Raw genomic sequence first — 20117 nt, forward strand, 5'->3', positions numbered from 1 at the left:
CCGCGACATGCCCTATTTGGTCCAGCTCGTCGCCCGCACCCGCGACATTTTGCAACTGCGCTTCACCGACCTGTTTCTCCAACTACCGGCACAGATGCTGGGGGGCATTTCGCCCGCCAACCCGCTGAAGCGTTTGTTGAAAGTGCTGGGCTACGCGGGTGTCCGGCTAGTAGGCAACTTGCTGCGACCGGTGCACAATAAAGAAGAGTTGCGGGGGGCAATTTGGTTGTACGTAGTAAGTCAGAACAACTACGACGCCTTGCACTTCATCCGCGAAGGGCTGCCGGGCAGTATACTCGTGGCAGGGCAGAGCAAGCAGATTGGTCGGTATAACGACGTTGTAAATCGGCTTTCGCTGCGGTGCAAGCTGCTCTACTATTGGCAGTTTCCGGTGGTGCTGGCTGGCTTGTATCGCACGGAGGGCCATCGCGCCCTGCGGTTTTTCGATTTGATTTTTGCGGCTATCGGCTACTACGAAGTCTATATGCGCGCCCTGCGCCACTACCGGCCCCGTGCCATCATATTTGCCAACGACCACAACGACGACGCGCGCGCTCTACTACTCGCGGCTCGTACTTGCGGCGTGCCCACAGCTTACGTACAACATGCCAGCGTCAGCACCTATTTCCCACCCCTAAGTTTTGATTTAAGCCTGCTCGAAGGCCAAGACGCCCTAGATAAATATCGGCAGTGCGGGTCCATCCAAGGTCGGGTGGAGTTGGTAGGCATGCCTAAGGCTGATGCTTTTCTGAGCCAGCGCAACACCGAGCCCCGGGTGCGGCGGGTCGGCATTGCGACAAATCTTCTTGATGATAGTGAGACCATCCGAATTACGCTAGCTTATCTGCTTCAGGAATTTCCTACTCTGGTCTTCACCTTCCGCGCCCACCCCAGCGACACCCGCGACTTCGGTTTTCTGCGGCAGCACCCGCAACTCCAAGTTTCGCACGCACGCCAGGAAAACATATTCGAGTTCTTGCAAAAACAGGATGCCCTAATTGCGGCCGACACCTCGACACACCTGGAGGCAACACTACTCAATCTGGCGAGCATTTATTACCGCTTCGGTACCAACCTGATTACCAATGACTACTATGGCTACGTTGCGCACGGCTTAATAGAACGCGCTGATACGTTGCCTGAGTTAGCATTACTGCTGCGGCGCTATGAGATGCACAAACCTTCTACTTTGTATCAAAGGGCTGCTTATTATAACTCAACGATAGGCACTGTTGATGAAGGGAATAGCCAGAACTTAGTTTTGCGAACATTGGCATCCTGGATTAATTAAGGTTATTTCGCGGCGAATTAATTTTATTAACTTTTGAATGGAGAAATATTTACGTCCCTCTAAATTACTTAGTAAGAACAATCTCAAGATTTATTTAGCGCTTCTATTAATAGCCGTTTTTCAATGTCCTGCTGCCGCTCAGAGTTTGCCGGGGGCAGGTAATGCGCTTCAGTTCAATGGAACATCAACCTACATCAATGCTGGTGTAAACAATCGCGGGGTTAGCAGCCGCATTACCGTTGAAGCTTGGATTAAGACCCGCTCAGAAGCAATTCAGTTTGCGGCCACCAAGTATTCTAATTCCAACTTCGAGGATCGTGGGTTTCAGCTGGGAACCTCAAATGGTCGAGCAATTTTTAATGGCCGCGCTGGCAAAGGGATATATTGTGAATCAGGCTCTTCTACTACCTACGTAGCAGATGGGCGCTGGCACCATATCGCGGGTGTATGTGATGATAATGTCTGGAGGGTTTATGTAGATGGCACTTTAGAGAGTTCGACAACTTATTCTTACACCAATGGAAATCTTGCCAGTACCTACGCACTCTCCCTTGGTAGTTATTTTGTATTAAATAACTGGTATTTCGATGGTGACATCGACGAAATCCGTGTATGGCGCACAGCGCAAACCCAGGAGCAGATTCGCGCGAACATGTGCCGTAAGATTGCGCCCGTGCCAACGGATTTGGTGGCTTATTACAACTTCGATCAGACCTCAGGCCTAGTTGCCATTGATAAGGGCAGTGTACCCACAAATGGTACGCTCAGTAATTTTAACAGCAACAGTCCCTGGCATCTATCTGGTGCCGCCATTGGCGATGCCAGCACCTTCGCCTATAGTGCTGATTTGCGTACTACCCGGCTGCGGATAGCAGCAACTACTGGGGATTCAGCCATTGTCAGCAACATTACCACTCAAACGGATGGCGTCCAGCTCTATGCTGTTCATCAGGCGCCATCGGTAAAGCCTGCTGCAGGCACAAGTGCAGCCGTGTACTTTGGCGTATTCAGCCGCGGAAGCACGGGAGCTTATGATTTTCGCCTTCGCTCCGCTAGTGGCTTAAGCTGCTCTGGACTATATACGCGACCTGCGAATGATGGCACTTGGGGCCCTGTGACGACAACTTCCACCTCAACCTCACTTCTAGTCGCTCAGCAACGCTACCGTGCCGAGTACATCCAGGCTGGTACAGCGCTCATTGCCCCCGTGGTTGCTATTAGCGGCGATTCTGTTTTGTGCCAAAATGGAAATACCCAACTCACGGCTTCCGCGTCTGGGGCCCAGTCTTATCGGTGGAGCAATGGAGCTACCACGCCTACCATCAGCGTAGCGCAACCGGGTACGTATACGGTTACAGCAACTTTTGCAGCGGGTTGCACCAGCACGCGCAGTCGCCAAGTAATAGTGCGGGCTTCTGCGCCGGTTCCTGCTTTCGCTTTGGGTCCTGATACTACCGTGTGCGAGGGCACACCTTTGCTGTTGCGGGCTCCGGTCGGTAATGCGTATACCTACCTCTGGTCAGATGGCTCGACGGGCAGCACGCTGCTGGCCCGACAGGGCGGAACGTACACCGTGACGGTGCGCAGCGGATGCAACGCTCAGACGGCGAGTCGCACGCTCATCGCCAACCTTTGCGTGCCCAATATTATCACGCCCAATAAAGATGGCCGCAACGACGCATTCGTGGTTTCCTCCTACAACGTGGGGGAATGGTCGGTGGCTATCTATAATCGTTGGGGCAAGGAGATTTACAAAACCGAGCGCTACCTCAATGACTGGGGCAACAGTGCGGCACCGGGCGTATATTATTATATGCTGCGACGCAATGCCACTAACAGCACGCTTAAAGGCTGGGTGGAGGTAGTGCGTTAAGTCAGGTTATAAGAATCGGGGCATATACTTAAACCATGTATTTTCGTCCTGATGCCTCCTGTTACCCCTCCCCCTCTTGTAAACCAGTCTGTTTCGCGGGAAATGTGCTTGGCTTACGTGCTTCGGCACTTCTGGCAAGCATACGAGGCAGTGCCGGCAGTCATTATTGATTATCCCAACACTCACTCCCAACTGGAAATAGCTGACAGCGCTGATGGTTTCTTCCAAGGTCAGCACCCCTACCCGCCTGCTCCCACCTGGCGCGAGTGGCAAGGGCAGCTCATTCCGGTTTTCTTTGATACCCAGCCCGAAAAGCCGCTGCTGGAGCTACTGCCTAGCGGTCGCGCACTCATTCACGCCGATTTAATTTCGGCGGCTTTCTATTTGCTCAGTGGCTGGCAGGAGTATTTTTCGGAAGAGCGCGACCAGCACGGGCGGTTTCCCTACGCGGCCAGCGTGCAGCGCCAGTACGGCTTCGTGACGGTGCCCCTCGTGAATTACTACTTCGATATTCTGCGGGCCGCGGTAGAGCACATTACCGGCGCCAAGTTGGGCGCGCGCCGCTGGGGGGCAAATAGGGGTCGATTCGCGGCCTTCATTACGCATGATATTGATAACCTGCATGGCGCATGGAAAGCCCCAGCCAAAGCTGCGCTGCGCGGGGGCAACCTTATCCGCTTCGCACACTTGCTGGTCCGGCGCCTGCAAGACCGCGACGCCTGGAACAATCTGGAGGAAGTGCAGGCCGAAACGCAGCGCTGGGGGGCAAAATCAACGTTTTTCTTTCTTCCCGAACACCGTAAAGCCGCTAACAACACACCTAACGCTGACTACCGGGTCACTTCCATAATACCTCGAATTCGGGCTTTGGAAGCAACTGGATCTGAAATTCAACTTCACGCCAGCATTGGCACTTCCACCAATATCAACCGACTTCAGCAGGAGGCTGCTCATGGTATAAGTACGCCCACGACTGTACCTGGCATACGATTTCACTACTTACAGTGGGAGCCGCGTATCACGCCGGGCTTAGTCGATAATTTAGCATTCGAATACGATTCTACCTTAGGCTTTGCCGAGCACTTTGGCTTTCGCAATTCGTACTGCCTCCCGTTTTACCCTTTTGATTTTAGGAAAGGTAAAGCATTCGACTTCCTGGAAATTCCGCTGAACGTGATGGATGTTACCCTGCATCATCCGAAGTATCTTCAACTGGAGGCCGCCGAAATCTTGCCGGCCCTTACGCCCATGTTCCAAGAAATCGAAAGGTTTGGCGGCGTGTGCACGATGCTCTGGCACAATGAGAATTTTGCCCCCCAGAACCAAACCAACGGCCCCCGCCAATTCCAGGAACTCCTGCACTACCTTCGCGGCCGGGATGCGGCTTTTGTTAATGGCGCGGATGTCTGGAACCATCTGTCATCCTGAGGCACGAAGGACCTTATCATGGTAGAACAGGCCGTGGTTACGTCCGTCGTTCTAAACGAATAAGGTCCTTCGTGCCTCTGGATGACAGTAGGGTTTTACCAATCAACTTAAGAACTCTTGGGCATCGTTCAACGGCAGGGGCTGCGTAATACCATTATTGCCTATATCGGGCTGGGGCTGGGCTTCGTAAATACCGTGCTGGTGCTGCCCAACCTGCTGGCCGCCGACCAGATCGGGCTCACGCGGGTGCTAGTGGCGGTAGCTACTATTTATGCTCAACTCGCAGCCTTTGGGTTTGCCAGCACCGGCATCCGTTTCTTCCCTTATTTCCGCGACAAAGCCAGTGGTCACCAAGGGTTTCTGCCGATGCTGCTGGGCGTGCCGCTCCTGGGATTTGCCGTCGTGACAGTGGCTTATGTACTAAGTCGGCCTTTGCTGCTGGCACACTTCGAGAGCGACGCGGCCTTAATGAATCCCTACTATTTCTGGGGGGCAATTTTGGCGCTGTTTATCCTGCTTTACTCCTTGCAGGACGCATATTTGAAGGCCCTGTACCAGACCTCGTTTTCGTCCTTTGTGCAGGATATTTTGCTGCGCGTGCTCACGGTAGTGGCGGCGCTACTATTCTCGCTGGGGTATTTGTCCTTTCATGCTTTCGTGCTGGCTTTCATTGGCAGCTACGGCTTGGCTACGCTGCTGCTAATGCTGTATGTGATGTACCTGGGCGAGTGGCACTTACGCCCATCACGGGCGGCGCTAGGGGTAGTGCCGGTGAAGGAAGTGCTCAGTTTCAGTGGATTCGTTATTCTGTCCAGCTTGTCGGGCACTATCATTGGCTCCATTGATGCGCTGATGGTGGGCTCCAGCATTAACCTGGCCGCGACGGGCGTGTACACCACGGCTTTTTTCATCAGCACCGCCCTCACCATTCCGGCCCGCTCCCTGAATAAGATTGCGTTTCCGCTCTTGGCCGAATACTGGAAAGCCCAGGACATGCCGCGCATGGCTAATTTTTACCGCAGCACCACCCGGCTCAATACTGTAGTGGGATGCTGGCTGGCGCTGGGCATTGGTTTAAATCTGGATTTTATTTACTCCCTCATGCGGCCCGAATTTGCGGCTGGCGCTACGGCTGTACTGCTGCTGTTGGCTGGTCGCCTTTTCGATAACATTACCGGCGTCAATGGCTTGATTCTCGTCACCTCACCCCGCTACCGCTTCGATCTGTTTTTCAACATCACGCTGGCCGTGGCCACCGTGCTGCTTAACTTGTTTTTCATTCCGCTATACGGCCTGACGGGCGCGGCCCTGGCTACGCTATTGGCCATGACCAGCATCAACGTGGCACGCACCTGGTTTGTGTGGCATGCCTACGGGTTGCAGCCCTTCGATTTGCGTATTCCGCTGGTGTTGGGAATAGCAGGCGTGGCGGGGGTGGCTGCCTGGCTGCTACCCTCGATACACTCCGTATTCATTACCATGCTGCTGCGCTCGGCAGTGCTTACAGGTATCTATGGGGGGCTTTTATTGCTGACACGGGCCGTGCCCGAGCTTCAGGATATTATTCAAAAAGCCTGGAAAAAGGTGAGGCGCACCTAATTAAAAGGCCCTTTCCGACCAAGGTCAGGCAGGGCCTTTTTGCACAGCGATATCACCTAAGCGGGTTGCTTGGCGGCTTCTTGAGCTAACCGCAATTTGCTGCGCTTCTTGCCATAGGCATAGTAAATCACGAGTCCAGCTGCCAACCAGATGATGAGGCGCAACCAGGTATCCCAGGGCAGCGAAACCATCATCAGCAGGCAAGTTAGGATGCCCAGGATAGGAACGAGTGGCACCCAAGGCGTGCGGAACGCACGCGGGGCGTCGGGTTGCTGCTTGCGCATGATGAGTACACCGAGGCAGACCATCACGAAGGCCAGCAGTGTACCAATGCTAGTCATTTCGCCTACTACTTGAATAGGCACCAAGCCAGCAAAGGCACTAATTAAGGCTGCCAGCAAGACGTTCGACTTATAAGGTGTTTGGAAACGAGGATGGATTTCGGAGAAGATTTTGGGCAACAAACCATCACGCGACATGGAGAAGAACACCCGCGACTGACCCAGCAAATCCACTAGAATAACGGACGTGTAGCCCACCAGAATAGCAATGATAATGGCTTGGCTGAGCCAGGCATACGGCGTTTTCTCGATAGCAATGGCAACGGGCGCGGCGCTGTTCTTGAACTCAGTATAATTGGCTAAGCCCGTCATGACATGCCCAAACAGTACGAACAGGATGGTGCACACCACCAGCGAGCCGATAATGCCAATAGGCATGTCGCGCTGGGGCTTTTTGGCTTCCTGGGCCATGGTGGCCACAATATCAAAGCCAATGAACACGAAGAAGATAACTCCCGCTCCGCGCAAGATTCCGCTCAATCCAAATTCTCCAAAAGTGCCCGTATTGGCCGGAATATAAGGTTGATAGTTGGCCGGATCGATGTACTGCCAGCCCAGGGCAATGAACACCAGCACCACCGACACCTTAAGAGCCACAATCGTCGCATTGACCCAGGCCGAGCCCTGCGTACCCCGAATCACGACGGCCGTAATAGCCACCACAATCAGAATAGCAGGCAAATTCACGATGCCGTGCACCACCGAGCCATCGGCTTGGGTCGCCGTTTCAAAGGGCGACATAACCAGCTGCGCGGGAATATGTAGGTCGTATTTTGATAGAAACCGCGTCAAGTACTGCGACCAGCTTATAGCCACCGCCGCGGCGCCCACCGAGTATTCGAGCACCAAATCCCAGCCGATAATCCATGCAAATAGCTCGCCCAGCGTGGCATAGGAATACGTGTACGCCGAGCCCGCTACCGGCACCATGGAGGCAAACTCGGCGTAGCACAGGGCTGAGAACGCGCACCCGACGGCTGCCACCAGAAAAGAAAGTGTAACGGCTGGCCCGGTGTGGTTGGCGGCCGCAATACCGGTGAGGGAAAACAGGCCCGCTCCGATAATTACCCCAACACCGATAGCAACCAGGTTGAAGGCACTCAGGCTGCGTTTAAGCGTGTGGGAGCCAGTTTCGGCCGCTTCTGCGCGCAGCAACTCCAATGATTTTTTGAGCATAATGGGTAGCACGAAGCCCTGCCTCGTGACGAATAAATGAAGGGGAAATAGTGAGTTGTGCCCAAGCCAGAGGAAGGTCAGGCCGCCAGCAACTAGCTAGCGTGTTAGCATTGAGCCAGCAGACAAGCTGACCGCCTTCGAAACAAATACAAGCGGAACGAAGGCAGGCAAAAAAGCCCTCCAGCGGCTCGTATTAGCTACTAAAGCTTGGCAACACCAGAAAAACGAGGAAAGTATTGGCTGCTCAACAACAGCAACAACCCATGTCCAAACAAACGGCCGCGGCGCCGCTTAGGCGTGGCGGAGTGGCGGAGGAAAACGAGGCGGGTCGGATGTGAACGTTCACGGCAATCTGTTTTTATATGGCCAGCAATACTTTGCGCTAACCTCGGTTGGCACCGTTCCAGCAAAGCTGGGGGTTGCCGGCGTTTCGTCGAGCCTTTCTCTCCACGCCTCTGTATAAAAACAATCCTTTGATCAGAAAGAATTGGGGTCGCAAAGGTAGGCCTCGACTAAGCGTACTTGCAAATACCACTAATCTTTCTCTGCTGTTGCGTGGCCTACCTAGCGCTGGGGGGCAAAATAGTGCCTGCTGCCCCTAACTGACGCATGCGGTAGCAATTCATGGCCGTTTCACCGAGTTGCTCGATGAGGCGGTAGTTAGCTACTGCGCCCACCGCCGCCCCAATTACGGGTACCAGCTGGGCCAGCTTCGCCAGGTCAATGTAGTCGCGGTACTCCTGCTGGAAGGTACGCCAGTCGAACTCGTTTACATCGGTGGGCAGAGTGTGGCGGTAGGTGTCCCACTCGGCAATTCGGCGGTATACATCATTGCGGGTGTGCTGACTGGAAAACGCCAGCTGGAAGATGTGGAGCAAATACAAACGCTCGGTGTAGTCGCGCACGTCGTGGCCATAGAGGGCGGCAACGTCGAAAAGGAGCTTTAGCTTAAGGCCCAGCAGCAACGGAAAATCGGCCAGCCCTAGTAAAAAGCCCCCCGCGCCCGTTACAGCGCCTTCGGCCGAAGCTGTGTTGCGGTAGTAGCGAATGCGGGTGCGCACGGCCGTTTCTCGCTCTGCCCACGGCGCCTTCAGCAGTGGCTGGCGCGTGGTGTGCATCGACCCAAACAACACCCCGCGCACCATTTGCCGAATGGCCGTGGTAATAGCCTCATGCACGCGCTCGGGCAGCAGCGCATTAAGCCGAATCTGTACTCGCCGCGTGAAGCGGTTCATCAGCGACGGCGACTTCTGCATTCGCTGTTGCCAGGCGCGGAGTTCAGTGAGGGCTTGTTGGTCGGGGGAGTTCATGCGGATAGTTACGTAAAACAGATAAGTAGTTTTTATCTGCACTTCCCCACGTCATTTCAAGCTATAAATGTGCTCAATAATCTCCACCACTTTTACTCCTTGCTGCGCGTTCGTTTCAGCTGAGCCACCATTTCTAACTGCTTCCACCACCTCCTCAATTACTTGCACATGATTGGCGGCGCTGCCTTGATAGAAGCCGTAGTGGTTCGCGGGATTGGTGGGCAGTAGCGGCGGGCACTCGTAGTCGCGGATGTGGCAGTGCTCCACTTTGTCCATGTACTGCCCGCCGATGCGCAAGCTACCGTGCTCGCCGATAACTGTGAGGCTGCTTTCCAGGTTGCGGTCCCAAACAGCGGTGCTATAGTGCAAGGTGCCGGTGCCGCCGCGCACTAAGTCGAAGGTAACGAGGCCACTGTCTTCAAACTCGGTGAGGTGCTGATGGTTGAAGTCGTGGAAGCGGGCTTGCAGGTTGGTGACGTCGCCGAAAACCCAGTAGAGCAAGTCGATAAAGTGGCTGAACTGGGTGAAGAGCGTGCCTCCGTCCTGGGCGCGGGTGCCGTGCCAGCTGCCGGGGCGGTAGTAGCGGGCGTCGCGGTTCCAGAAACAATTGATTTGCACCATGAAAATGCCCCCCAGTCGGTTCTCTTCTATCACCTGCTTCAGCCAGACGGCCGGCGGTGAGTAGCGGTTCTGCATTACGCCAAACACGAGTCGGTCAGCTTGGGCGGCCGTAGCCAGAATCTGCTTGGCATCGGTGGCGCAAAGGGCCAGCGGCTTCTCGACCAGTACATGCAGGCCGTGGCGAAGGCCGCCTATGGCCTGGGGCGCGTGCAGGTAGTTGGGCGTAGCCACCGTGAGCACATCCGCTGCGGGACCTTGGGCCAAGTATTCTTCCAGCGACGCAAAAAAAGGCACGCCGGTAAATTCGGCGGCCAACTCCGGTTCTAGCTCCTCCCGCGTATCAATTAGGGCAGTAAGTGCAGCCCCAGGTTGGCGCTGCACTAGCGCCGCGTGGCGTCGGCCGATGTGCCCTACGCCAGAAATAGCAAAGCGAACCTCAGGCTGTTTGGCCCCCAAGGGTAAAAAATTACTCATGCAAAAAACGCCCGGATAGTAGAAGTAATATAACGGAGCTGGGCCTCGCTCAGCAGTGGATGAATGGGTAACGAAAGCACCGTACGACACAACTCTTCCGCCACCGGAAACTGCCCAGCTTGGTAGCCAAGGTAAGCATAGGCCGGCTGCAAGTGAACCGGCACTGGGTAATACACTACGCTCGGCACGCCGCGCTGCTGCAAGTACTCTTGAAGCTGGTCGCGCTGGGGGGCCTTTTCCAGAGTAAGAGTGTACTGGTGAAACACATGGGTGCTTTGCGGGTCGCGGTAAGGAAGTCGCAGGCCGGAAATGCCCCCCAGGGCCGCATCATACTGGCCAGCGAGGCGCTGGCGGGCGGCGGTCCAGGTGGGTAGGTGGGGCAGCTTCACGCGGAGCAAGGCCGCTTGCAGGGTGTCAAGGCGGGAGTTCAGGCCGATGTGTTGGTGGTAGTACTTGCGGGTCTGGCCGTGGTTGGCGAGCTGGCGCAGATAGGTGGCGCGGGCAGCATCGCGAGTGAAAAGGGCGCCCCCGTCGCCGAGGGCGCCAAGGTTTTTGGCCGGGAAAAAGGACGTAGTGCCCACCTCCCCTACCGTACCAGCGGCTGCCTGGGTGCCATCAGCGAAGTGATATGTAGCGCCAATCGCTTGAGCGTTATCCTCAATCAGCGGAATGCTGTGTCGAGTCGAAATCTGTCTCAACGCTGCCAAATCAGCGCATTGACCAAACAAATGCACTGCTAGAATAGCGCCTGTGCGCGACGTGATGGTGGCTTCCACGGCCGCCGGATCGAGGCAGAACGTGGTGGGCAGCACATCGACAAACACAGGGCGCAGACCGAGCACTGCGGCGGCTTCGGCGGTGGCTACGTAGGTGAAAGCCGGTAGAATTACTTCGGCCCTGGGGGGCAAATTCAGGCTCATCAAAGCCAGCTGCAAGGCGTCGGTGCCGTTGGCGCAAGGTATCACGTGGGGGCCACCGAGCGCTATGCTCAACTCCTGGGCAAACGCAGCCACGGCTGGGCCGTTAATAAACTCGGCTTCCTGCAACACTATGCGCAGGGCATCATCGAGGGCGGGCTGAAGGGCAGCGTGCTGCGCCGCCAAATCCAGCATGCGAATGGGGGCAGGAAGCACAGAAGAGGTGAGCAACGGGTAGGCAGATAAAAGTGGGCGCTGAGCATCAAATATAGGCGGCGGGGTCCAACTCGCGGCCTACGGCAGGGCAACCCCTATCCTTGCGCTTGCGTTTAGTCAAGGTGAAGGTCAGTCTTCCACACTGATCTTATTGTTTTAGAACCAACTCCCTACTGCCATGTTCAAGAACCGATTAACCACCCACACTCTGGCCATCATGCTGCTGGCCGGCGGTGTCACGTTTACTCACACCAGCTGTTCACGTTCGGATCGGGCTGAGGTGTCACAAGAAAGTGACCAAGCTTACAATGACTTCAAGAATTTTGTAGCTGAATCGGAAACCAAGGCGCAAGCCGCTGGCAACCAGGTGGAGGCTGACTATGAGCGCGAAACGGCTCAAATGAAATCTGATTTTGATTCTAAAGTGGCGGCTGTTGATAAGTATGCCGATCAGTATGATGAGCCCCGGCGCCAGGAAATAGAACAGCTTCGCACTCGCTACACCACGGCTTACGATTCGCGCGAACAAGCGTGGCGCACCCGCACAAGCGGAACTACCACTGGAGGCAGCAATGCTACCACGGGCGTAGCTAGCAGCACGGGCACAATGAAAATGGGCAAATATTACAAGCCCACCAATCCAGCGGCTCAGCTAACGGCCGCCAACGCGCGCCAGACCTACGAGAACTTTACCAAAATGATCAAGGAGAATGAGGACCGCTACGACATCGACGACTGGCGCTACATTAACGCCGAGTGGCGGGCCCTGGACGAAGCTTACGATGCCGTAAAAGGAAACATCAGCGCCAATGATCTGGCTGCTATTCAGAAAGAAAAGCTCAAGTACGCCGCCTTTAAGTCGTATGACAAAACCGAAGCCCGCGTCGCGCAAGGATCTGATGCTATAAAAGGCGAGGCCAAGGAGATAAAGGAGGAAACCGCTGATGAACGCAGCAAAGTAGGCCAGGCCATCAGTAACACGGCCTCCGATGTAAAAGATGCTGGTAAGGACGTTGGTAAGGGCGCTGCTAAAGTCGGCAAGAAAGTAGGTAACGCCGCCAAAAACACCTACAAAGACGTGAAAGCAGAGGTAAAAAACACGGATAACGATTAAGTCGCTTCTTCACGATTAGCTAAAAAAGCCCCCAACAGCCGTTGGAGGGCTTTTTTGTTGATGGCCGGTAGCTTTAAGCACGTAGGGCTCGAAGCGCCCATAGCAGTTTAAGCATATCCAGGGCCCACAATTGAGGTGCTCCTGCTGACACCTGCTGCCTTAGCCCAGACTCGGCTTGGCTTAAGGCGACTTGGGCTACCCCCGCTACGCCATAACGGCGCAGTCGTAAAGCAGCCAGCAATAGCTTAGTATCGGCGCCCAGCCCTTCAGTGCGGTACAGCTGAACCAGATTGTGCACGGCATGTTGACTATTGAGCAAAAAGACCTCGGCAGGCTCTAGGCCGTCGTGCAGCACCGGATTATCCAGATGGTGTACGCGGATGCCCGCGGTAAGCAGGTGCCAGCCAAACTTGGTATCCTCGTGACCATACTGCCGGAGCGCGGAGTCAAGCTTCACTTGCTCAAATACTTCGGCCCGCAGCATCACATTCTTGAGTTTAAACTGGGCATGTGGCTTTTGCTGACGTACTTCAGCGCTGTATGCTTCGCGGCGGCGTCCATAGTGCCAGCGCAGATGGGTAGCCGCATCGGCGGGCGCTGAGGAGGCGTACGTGGTGCCCCCTACCAGCACGGGCACTGTTGTCTGGGTTGTGGCAGCAGCGTAGCGGGCCAAAAACCGCGTATCTGGCAAGCTCACGTTGTTATCGAGCAATAGCAGCCAAGGCATACGGGCTGTTGCCACCAAGCGGTTGCGCACGGCTGAGCGCCCAAGGTTTTGAGGCAATTCCTCGTAGCTCACTAGTGGTAGACTAGCTAATTTTCTATTAATCAGCCGATAATACTCCGAGGAACCGTCATCCAGGCAGATAAGCTCGATGGGGCCACCCCAGTCCGCTGCCTGAGCCACTAGTGCCTGCACAAGGCGCGTGATGTCGCGGTTATAAACAGGAAGTAGGATGGACAGACCTAGCATACCTTTGAGCGGGGCCTTTTACGGGCGAGTAGCCCTATGAACCGTTTATTCAGTCAGCTTAAAGGAAACCTGAGAAGAGTCAATCAATTGACCGTTTTCGCATTTCAATACCCGCTTTGGATACTGCCGAATGATTTGATAGTTGTGGGTGGCCATCAGCACGGCCGTACCCGCATTGTTGATTTCCACGAAAAGGCGCATAATGTCGGCGGCTACTTCGGGGTCGAGGTTGCCGGTAGGTTCATCAGCTAGTAGAAGCAGTGGCTCATTGAGCAAAGCCCGCGCAATAACCACTCGCTGCTGCTCTCCCCCCGAAAGTTGGTGCGGCATTTTACTGGCTGAGTTGGCTAGGCCTACGCGCATTAGTACCTCGGATAGTCGATTTTGAATGCGAGCCTTCCCACTCCAGCCGGTGGCCTTCAGCACAAAAATCAGGTTTTCGGCCACGGTACGGTCGAAGAGTAACTGGAAGTCCTGAAAGATAATGCCCAGCTTCCGGCGCAGATAAGGTACTTTGCCCCAGCCGAGCTTTTGCAGCGGAAAGCCAGCAACGGTGCCCACGCCACCACCCAGCGGCAAATCAGCATAAAGGGTTTTAAGCAAAGAGCTTTTCCCCGAACCGGTGCGGCCTACTAAGTAGGCAAACTCGCCTTTCTCGAGAGTAAACGTGATTTTTTGCAGCACCGTATTCACGTCCTGCATAATGTAGGCGTCGTGTAGCTCAACAACGGGCACGGCGGAATCTGACATAAGTAACGTAACGCGAACTAAAAAACGACGAAGCCAAGCGGCGCTTTCCTCGTTGAATTATAAGCTGGGGGGCCAATTTTATTAACCTACACGTGGCTCACCACCGCCACATAAATGGGTAGCGACATGGTCGCTAAGCTAGACTTCCAGCTTCTGCAGTTTGCCAAATTCCAGGCCTGCAATAACGCCGGCCAAGGCCGTTTCCTTGCCTTCCAGCCCGTAGCGGTGCAAATCCTTCAGAGGCCGGTCGGCACGGAAATAGGCAATTAACACGAATTCTTCGTCGCGGAGTTGAATGTAATCCGGAATCTTAGCCTTGCCTTTTACTTTGATGATGTACATATGAGAAGAGCTAGGAGCCGAGAATCAAGAGGTAAAAAAGCGAATACAGTGTCTTCACCTGCTGATTTCTGCCAGAGTTACCCGTTCACTTTCTTATGATCGGCTAGAAACTGCGCCAGCCCTTTGTCCGTGAGGGGGTGATTAAGCAAACCCGTAATTACGCTGAGCGGACAGGTCACTACATCAGCTCCTATTTCGGCGCACTGAATCAGGTGAGGCACGTGGCGCACGGAGGCAGCCAGCACCTGCGTTGGATAACCGTAGTTGCTGAAAATATCAACAATCTGCTGTACCAGCACCAAGCCATCATGGCCGATATCATCGAGTCGGCCCACGAAAGGAGATACGTAGGTAGCGCCGGCTTTGGCCGCTAGCAACGCTTGGCCTGCTGAGAAGATCAGCGTACAATTAGTCTTGATACCTTTCTCTGCGAAGTGCTTGATGGCTTTCACACCATCGCGGGTCATGGGCACTTTCACCACAATATTGGGGTGCAAGTCGGCAAACATCTCCCCCTCGCGTACCATGTCTTCGAAAGTGATACCGATCACCTCTGCCGACACGTCGCCATCCACTAGCTCGCAGATCTGCTTGTAGTGGGCCATGATATTATCCATACCCTTAATGCCTTCCTTAGCCATCAGGGAAGGATTGGTGGTTACGCCATCCAGTACGCCCAACTCTACAGCTTCCTGAATTTCGCGGAGGTTGGCGGTGTCAATGAAAAATTTCATGCGAGAGTATATTACAGAACAATGCCCCAAAGCTACCCATTTGCCAGCAAACGCGGCGTGAGGTTTCGTTGGGGCATGGGCAAAAAAAAAGCGAGCCAAAATCGCACCGCTCAACCGCCTACCCTTGCTACCTTCCGGTCCTGGGGGAGTTCAGCAGGAGCTGGTCGTTCTGACTCGCCGTTGCAAAGATAGCCTACAGATATTGCAGATTATGCTAATGGCCACGATTATTTTCTACTGCAAGCACCTAGTAGCAGATTATCAGTCAGTTCAGCCGTTAGCTTATTTATTGCTTATGATAAAAATCGCCGTATTTGCCTCCATTGCTAGGGTTTGCGGTATTCTTTGACCGCTGTTTTGGCGCGTTTCTTACGATCCTTCTCATATTTCTCTATCGGCTCCAGCCGAATAACCAGGGGCTTGGAGTTAGTAATAGGAAGCTCTAGGGCGGTATAGCCCGCGTAGCTCACGCGCAGAACGGGCGACTCCGCCATCGTGCGCAGCATGTAGCCACCTGCCGAGTTCGTAATACCAGCCTTATTTGGCTCGGTTGCTATACTTACCGTGGCACCGGCCAAGGGTTGGTCGCGCACGCCGAGGATGGTACCTGTAAGTATCGTAGGGCCAGCCGGTACAGAGGCCGAATCTGTTTCAGTCACGTGCGTGGGCACCTTTTGGCGAGGGGCAACAGTTCCTGATTGAGCCGCTGCTGTCAGAGTCGAGAGTGAACATAAGAAGCCTAGGGCTAAGTAGTTAAAATGCCTCATACGATGTATTATAGATTAAACGCAGGCTAGAAAGTTTGATGGACAAAGAAGTCAGTGAATGGTTTCGACAGTCAGTTGCACAACTCGCAGCACCCTTGACAAGCAATAGTTTATCCAAATACTTTACGCACGAACTATATATTACTCAGACACCTACTTATCAGTCTATGTGACGTGGTGATTTTTGAGTTGTCAGTCGCCTCCTTACCTTTGCCCATGCCCCAACAGATTCTGATTCTTGATTTCGGCTCCCAGTACACGCAGCTCATTGCCCGACGCATACGCGAGCTGAACGTCTACTGCGAGATTCATCCCTTCACGCACGCCCCGGCCCTCACTGAGGATATCCGGGGCGTGGTGCTTTCCGGCTCGCCCTGTTCCGTGCGCGACCCCGAAGCGCCCAACCCCGATTTGAGCCAGTACCTGGGCCACGTGCCGGTGCTGGGGGTGTGCTACGGCGCGCAGCTGCTGGCCCAGCAGGGCGGCGGCGAAGTGCTGCCCGCTACCATCCGAGAGTACGGCCGCGCCCGCCTCGATCATATCGAAAATAGCAGCCCGCTGATGCGCGAGTTAAGCCTCGATTCGCAGGTGTGGATGTCGCACGGCGACACGATTAAGGTGTTACCAGCTGGCTACGAAATTATTGCCAGCACCCGCGAGGTAGATGTAGCCGCATATCATATCAGCGGCCAAGAAACATACGGCATTCAGTTTCACCCCGAGGTAACGCACTCTACCGAAGGCAAAACGCTAATGCGCAACTTCGTGGTGGACATTTGCGGCTGCGACCAAAGCTGGACGCCCGAGCACTTTGTGAGCAGCATGGTGGCGGCTTTGCAAAACACCATCGGTGAAACCGACCAGGTAATTCTTGGGCTCTCTGGCGGCGTTGATTCCAGCGTAGCGGCGCTACTGCTGCACGAAGCCATTGGGCCGCGCTTGCACGGTATTTTCGTAGATAACGGGCTGTTGCGCAAAGATGAATACGAAGGCGTATTGGAGGCCTACGAAGTGCTGGGCCTGAACGTGCGCGGTGTAGATGCTTCCCAGGAGTTCTATACCGCCTTAGCCGGGCTTTCTGACCCCGAGCTAAAGCGCAAAGCCATCGGCCGCACCTTTATTGAGGTATTTGAGCGAGAAGCTAAAAAGGTAGAGGGCGCTACGTGGTTGGCTCAAGGCACTATTTACCCCGATGTGATTGAGTCGGTGTCGGTAAAAGGGCCGGCCGTGACCATCAAGAGCCATCACAACGTGGGCGGCCTGCCAGAGCTGATGAACCTGAAAGTGGTAGAGCCACTGCGCATGCTGTTTAAGGATGAGGTGCGGGAAGTGGGCGCGGCGCTGAATTTGCCCCCCAACATCCTCAACCGTCACCCCTTCCCCGGCCCCGGCCTGGCCATCCGCATCCTTGGCGACATCACGCCCCTGAAGGTGCAGCTGCTCCAGAAAGCCGACGCCATCTTTATCGACTCCCTGCGCGAGTACGGCCTTTACGACCAGATTTGGCAGGCGGGCGTAATGCTGCTGCCTATCCAAAGCGTGGGCGTAATGGGCGACGAGCGTACCTACGAGCAAGTAGTAGCCCTGCGCGCCGTGACCAGCGTAGACGGCATGACCGCCGACTGGGCCCACCTCCCCTACGACTTCTTGGCCCACGTGTCCAACAAAATCATCAATCAAGTGCGCGGCATCAACCGCGTGGTGTACGATATCAGCTCGAAGCCACCCGCTACGATTGAGTGGGAATAGAGAAAGAAGCATTATCCCAAAAAGCTCCCCCAATTATAAGTGGGGGGCTTTTTTATTTATAAACCTAGTCTACTTAAAGGTTAAGATAGCGTCGCCCTCGAAATAATACGTGGGTTTTTGCTTGGGTTGCAAGTCACGGCGAATGTGCGTGAACAGCACGCGTAATTGCATAGTGGAGTTGGAGGCCGCAAGGCTGAGGCTTGGTAATTCCACGTTCACGTAATTCGTGGGTTGTTTAACCCGAATCAGTGAATCGGCCAGGGTTGCAGGCGAAACGGAAAGCATAGTCTCCCAAGTATTAGGCTTGGTAAGCTGCTCCAAATGGATTTGACTATTGTCTTCCTTGTTACGGAACCGAAATGTGCCTTCCGCTACGGTAAATGTTTCTATTTCCGCACCACGGCTACTATAAATAGTGAGGTTGCGCACTAAGTAGCTTCCAGAACTCAGTTGGGTTACGGCAGCTTGATTAGAATGGAAGTTGAAACTTTGGTGTTGATCTTCCTCAGTCTCGGTTTCACTATACTGGTAGTTCACCCTTTCCAACCCACTAACGGCGAACAGCCGCTCACTCTGCCAACGCTGGCGTTGCCAACTTTTGGTGTTCCGCAAAGAATCTAGTGGGGTAAGCGAGGCAGTAAAGAAGGGTTGCACAGCCTCCAGATTATCGCGCTCGGCAAAAAAATCGAAAATGGACGTGATGCGCTTGCCGGCTTCCTTTGGCAACTTGGGCACTCGCTTGCCAGCTCCGTCGAGTTTGCCATTTTGCAGCAACTTATACTCCTCGCTAACCTCACGTAGCTGGGCCAACTGACTACGCTCGGCTACCGAAAAAGCCCCCCAAGGGCCGCCAGCCGACATAAATGCAACAACTGCCAACGACGCTGGAATCCAAACGATGCCGCGCCCCTGCCGCAGCAGAAAGTAAATGCTGATTAGCATCAGCCAAGCGGCCAGCACCAGCACTAAGTACCGCTCTTCCGTAATGCCGTACGCCCGAATGCGGGTACTAATGGCTACGGCCAGCAGCCCCAGCAGCGGAAACAATGACCAATAAAACCACCGCGCAAACGTGCGAATCCAGGTGTTTTCGGCGGCGTCGCGGATGGGGTGAATGAGCAGCAAAGCAAAAATACCCGCCACGGCCAGGGCTAACACCAGCGTTGACACCCAACCCTTAGGCAACTCCCACAACCCCAGAATGCGGGCCAAGTAAGCGTACAGAATGGCGAGGTACAGCACCACCAGTGGCAGCAGCACAAACTGCGTGAATAGCTTTAGCCCCTTCGGATAGCCTGTTTCGCGTTCCAGGGCGTCGAAGTCTTTGGGCACGCCAGCCAGAAAGAACCAGGTGTTAAACACCGTAGCCAACACGGTGAATAAGTACCCATAAAGCTTTCCGTCGAGCTTTACGTTAAACAAATTATCAACTGCCAGCAAAGCCAGCGAGCAACCCACGAACAGTACTCCCGAGTACAGGCCAGCCGTGAGAATGCGCAAAAACAGCGTCTCGTTGTAACGCCAGAAGCCAGGCGTATCAGCGCGGTGGCGCAGTTCCAGCAAATAAGGCACCGAGGCCACCAATAAATGTTGCCCAACAAGCAAGAGAAATAGTCGCATTCCCCAACGCAAGTTAGGCTCAGGTGGGCAGCTAACGTACCATAGTACTAGCAGAGCCATGGCCCCAGCTTGCGTAAGCAGGCGCAGCCACAAGGGCCAGCGGTAACGCTCGGCGGCCAAAGCCACACTCAGGGTGAGCGTGAGGCCCAGTACCGCCGCTGAAATCAGGGGAAAAAGCCAATCGTGCTTGCTTCTATTGTCAAAAGGCAGATGTTGTAAGTAGATGAATGTGGCGCACAGCACCAATGCACATAGCAGTGTGAGCGGGAAGCGGCGCACCACGCGGGCCGCCTCGCGGCTGAGGTGGTAGAGGGAAGGCAGTTGCATGGAAGCGCGAAAACAGCGCCACCAAAGAAAGCACAACTATTCGGCAGTCTATATATTTATCGTAGTGATGAGCGAGGCTTTATCCTTCAAATTGCCTAGCCCCTACCGTCCCTTTTTCAGCTTTAACTTGAGGCTAGAATTTCTTCTACTTCGAGCAATAAGGCAGTGTTTTCCAGAATTTCCCACAGTTGCGTTAGCTCGGCCATCGTGAACACGAGCGCCATCTTGTGGGCCGGGGTACGTACGGCAATGTTGCGGATATCGGAGTCGGGAGTGTACTGGAGATAGTGGTGATGTACTGCGCTAATGCTAGCCCGAAACTCCTGAAACTCGGCGGCAGTAGCGGCTAGGGCCACATTGCCGAAGCACACATGCAAGTGCATGGTGCGCGGGCAGCGGGCGGCATACCCGAAGTCGTTATGATGAAAGAATTGCGCCATGACGTATTTTGTTGAGGAGGTAGGCGGCAGAAATATCCATCGTACTGCGACGGTC

At 54.6% G+C, this 20117-nt stretch carries 17 protein-coding genes, 1 other RNA gene and 1 riboswitch; of the genes, 6 read left to right on the forward strand and 12 right to left on the reverse strand.

Annotated features, from left to right (window positions below; all coding sequences use genetic code 11):
- The first annotated feature begins 7 nt into the window (after positions 1-7).
- From ACW9KT_RS11110 to ACW9KT_RS11125, 4 genes are all read left to right on the forward strand, one after another.
- Entirely contained in the window at positions 8-1291 is a 1284-nt protein-coding gene (locus ACW9KT_RS11110; RefSeq protein ID WP_457080321.1) for a hypothetical protein, read from the forward strand.
- Positions 1292-1328: 37 nt separating this feature from the next.
- On the forward strand, positions 1329-3164 hold the full coding sequence (locus ACW9KT_RS11115) for a LamG-like jellyroll fold domain-containing protein (RefSeq protein ID WP_457080323.1): 1836 nt from the start codon (positions 1329-1331) through the stop codon (positions 3162-3164).
- Positions 3165-3215: 51 nt separating this feature from the next.
- Positions 3216-4592 (forward strand): DUF7033 domain-containing protein, encoded by a 1377-nt coding sequence (locus tag ACW9KT_RS11120; RefSeq protein ID WP_457080325.1) that lies wholly within the window; start codon positions 3216-3218, stop codon positions 4590-4592.
- A gap of 117 nt (positions 4593-4709) precedes the next feature.
- Positions 4710-6191 carry a lipopolysaccharide biosynthesis protein gene (locus tag ACW9KT_RS11125; protein WP_457080327.1) on the forward strand — a complete coding sequence of 494 codons (1482 nt, stop codon included), beginning with the start codon at positions 4710-4712 and terminating at the stop codon, positions 6189-6191.
- A 56-nt stretch (positions 6192-6247) separates the two neighbouring features.
- Here the strand turns inward: ACW9KT_RS11125 and ACW9KT_RS11130 are convergent, their stop codons facing one another.
- From ACW9KT_RS11130 to ACW9KT_RS11145, 4 genes are all read right to left on the reverse strand, one after another.
- Positions 6248-7708 (reverse strand): amino acid permease, encoded by a 1461-nt coding sequence (locus tag ACW9KT_RS11130; protein ID WP_457080329.1) that lies wholly within the window; start codon positions 7706-7708, stop codon positions 6248-6250.
- Positions 7709-8063: 355 nt separating this feature from the next.
- A riboswitch (SAM riboswitch) is annotated at positions 8064-8174 on the reverse strand.
- 94 nt (positions 8175-8268) lie between these two features.
- Positions 8269-9018, reverse strand: a complete 750-nt coding sequence (locus ACW9KT_RS11135; RefSeq protein WP_457080331.1) for an EcsC family protein — start codon at positions 9016-9018, stop codon at positions 8269-8271.
- A 51-nt stretch (positions 9019-9069) separates the two neighbouring features.
- The gene (locus ACW9KT_RS11140) at positions 9070-10113 is read right to left on the reverse strand and encodes a Gfo/Idh/MocA family protein (RefSeq protein ID WP_457080333.1); all 1044 of its coding nucleotides are present in this window, start codon (positions 10111-10113) and stop codon (positions 9070-9072) included.
- Positions 10110-11261: a DegT/DnrJ/EryC1/StrS family aminotransferase gene (locus ACW9KT_RS11145; RefSeq protein ID WP_457080335.1), complete on the reverse strand. Its 1152-nt coding sequence runs from the start codon at positions 11259-11261 to the stop codon at positions 10110-10112. The genes ACW9KT_RS11140 and ACW9KT_RS11145 overlap by 4 nt, the downstream gene beginning before the upstream one ends.
- 163 nt (positions 11262-11424) lie before the next feature.
- Here ACW9KT_RS11145 and ACW9KT_RS11150 point away from each other — a divergent pair, with 163 nt between their 5' ends.
- A complete protein-coding gene (locus ACW9KT_RS11150; protein ID WP_457080337.1) occupies positions 11425-12360 on the forward strand; it encodes a hypothetical protein in 936 nt (311 codons plus the stop codon).
- 73 nt (positions 12361-12433) lie between these two features.
- Here ACW9KT_RS11150 and ACW9KT_RS11155 read toward each other — a convergent pair whose 3' ends face one another.
- From ACW9KT_RS11155 to ACW9KT_RS11180, 6 genes are all read right to left on the reverse strand, one after another.
- A complete protein-coding gene (locus ACW9KT_RS11155; protein WP_457080339.1) occupies positions 12434-13333 on the reverse strand; it encodes a glycosyltransferase family 2 protein in 900 nt (299 codons plus the stop codon).
- A gap of 45 nt (positions 13334-13378) precedes the next feature.
- Entirely contained in the window at positions 13379-14083 is a 705-nt protein-coding gene (locus ACW9KT_RS11160) for a cell division ATP-binding protein FtsE (RefSeq protein ID WP_457080341.1), read from the reverse strand.
- A gap of 138 nt (positions 14084-14221) precedes the next feature.
- The gene (locus ACW9KT_RS11165) at positions 14222-14425 is read right to left on the reverse strand and encodes a fructose-6-phosphate aldolase (RefSeq protein ID WP_133273275.1); all 204 of its coding nucleotides are present in this window, start codon (positions 14423-14425) and stop codon (positions 14222-14224) included.
- A 77-nt stretch (positions 14426-14502) separates the two neighbouring features.
- Positions 14503-15159: a fructose-6-phosphate aldolase gene (fsa, locus tag ACW9KT_RS11170; protein WP_457080343.1), complete on the reverse strand. Its 657-nt coding sequence runs from the start codon at positions 15157-15159 to the stop codon at positions 14503-14505.
- Positions 15160-15243: 84 nt separating this feature from the next.
- Positions 15244-15340: signal recognition particle sRNA small type (gene ffs, locus ACW9KT_RS11175), an RNA gene on the reverse strand.
- A gap of 145 nt (positions 15341-15485) precedes the next feature.
- A complete protein-coding gene (locus ACW9KT_RS11180; protein WP_457080345.1) occupies positions 15486-15818 on the reverse strand; it encodes a carboxypeptidase-like regulatory domain-containing protein in 333 nt (110 codons plus the stop codon).
- Positions 15819-16142: 324 nt separating this feature from the next.
- Here ACW9KT_RS11180 and guaA point away from each other — a divergent pair, with 324 nt between their 5' ends.
- Positions 16143-17675 (forward strand): glutamine-hydrolyzing GMP synthase, encoded by a 1533-nt coding sequence (guaA, locus tag ACW9KT_RS11185; protein WP_457080347.1) that lies wholly within the window; start codon positions 16143-16145, stop codon positions 17673-17675.
- A gap of 69 nt (positions 17676-17744) precedes the next feature.
- Here guaA and ACW9KT_RS11190 read toward each other — a convergent pair whose 3' ends face one another.
- Complete coding sequence (locus ACW9KT_RS11190; RefSeq protein WP_457080349.1) at positions 17745-19622, reverse strand: DUF4153 domain-containing protein; 1878 nt, start codon at positions 19620-19622, stop codon at positions 17745-17747.
- A 122-nt stretch (positions 19623-19744) separates the two neighbouring features.
- On the reverse strand, positions 19745-20062 hold the full coding sequence (locus ACW9KT_RS11195; RefSeq protein ID WP_457080351.1) for a DUF6686 family protein: 318 nt from the start codon (positions 20060-20062) through the stop codon (positions 19745-19747).
- Positions 20063-20117 lie beyond the last annotated feature (55 nt).

The organism is Hymenobacter sp. HD11105 (genome assembly GCF_054051685.1).

What these genes read in the sequence shown, in the direction of transcription:
- fsa (WP_457080343.1), bottom strand. Translation starts at nt 15,159, where the DNA reads ATGAAATTTTTCATTGACACCGCCAACCTCCGCGAAATTCAGGAAGCT.
- ACW9KT_RS11115 (WP_457080323.1), top strand. Translation starts at nt 1,329, where the DNA reads ATGGAGAAATATTTACGTCCCTCTAAATTACTTAGTAAGAACAATCTC.
- ACW9KT_RS11195 (WP_457080351.1), bottom strand. Translation starts at nt 20,062, where the DNA reads ATGGCGCAATTCTTTCATCATAACGACTTCGGGTATGCCGCCCGCTGC.
- ACW9KT_RS11120 (WP_457080325.1), top strand. Translation starts at nt 3,216, where the DNA reads ATGCCTCCTGTTACCCCTCCCCCTCTTGTAAACCAGTCTGTTTCGCGG.
- ACW9KT_RS11155 (WP_457080339.1), bottom strand. Translation starts at nt 13,333, where the DNA reads ATGCTAGGTCTGTCCATCCTACTTCCTGTTTATAACCGCGACATCACG.
- ACW9KT_RS11190 (WP_457080349.1), bottom strand. Translation starts at nt 19,622, where the DNA reads ATGCAACTGCCTTCCCTCTACCACCTCAGCCGCGAGGCGGCCCGCGTG.
- ACW9KT_RS11165 (WP_133273275.1), bottom strand. Translation starts at nt 14,425, where the DNA reads ATGTACATCATCAAAGTAAAAGGCAAGGCTAAGATTCCGGATTACATT.
- ACW9KT_RS11150 (WP_457080337.1), top strand. Translation starts at nt 11,425, where the DNA reads ATGTTCAAGAACCGATTAACCACCCACACTCTGGCCATCATGCTGCTG.
- ACW9KT_RS11140 (WP_457080333.1), bottom strand. Translation starts at nt 10,113, where the DNA reads ATGAGTAATTTTTTACCCTTGGGGGCCAAACAGCCTGAGGTTCGCTTT.
- guaA (WP_457080347.1), top strand. Translation starts at nt 16,143, where the DNA reads ATGCCCCAACAGATTCTGATTCTTGATTTCGGCTCCCAGTACACGCAG.
- ACW9KT_RS11130 (WP_457080329.1), bottom strand. Translation starts at nt 7,708, where the DNA reads ATGCTCAAAAAATCATTGGAGTTGCTGCGCGCAGAAGCGGCCGAAACT.
- ACW9KT_RS11110 (WP_457080321.1), top strand. Translation starts at nt 8, where the DNA reads ATGCCCTATTTGGTCCAGCTCGTCGCCCGCACCCGCGACATTTTGCAA.
- ACW9KT_RS11160 (WP_457080341.1), bottom strand. Translation starts at nt 14,083, where the DNA reads ATGTCAGATTCCGCCGTGCCCGTTGTTGAGCTACACGACGCCTACATT.
- ACW9KT_RS11135 (WP_457080331.1), bottom strand. Translation starts at nt 9,018, where the DNA reads ATGAACTCCCCCGACCAACAAGCCCTCACTGAACTCCGCGCCTGGCAA.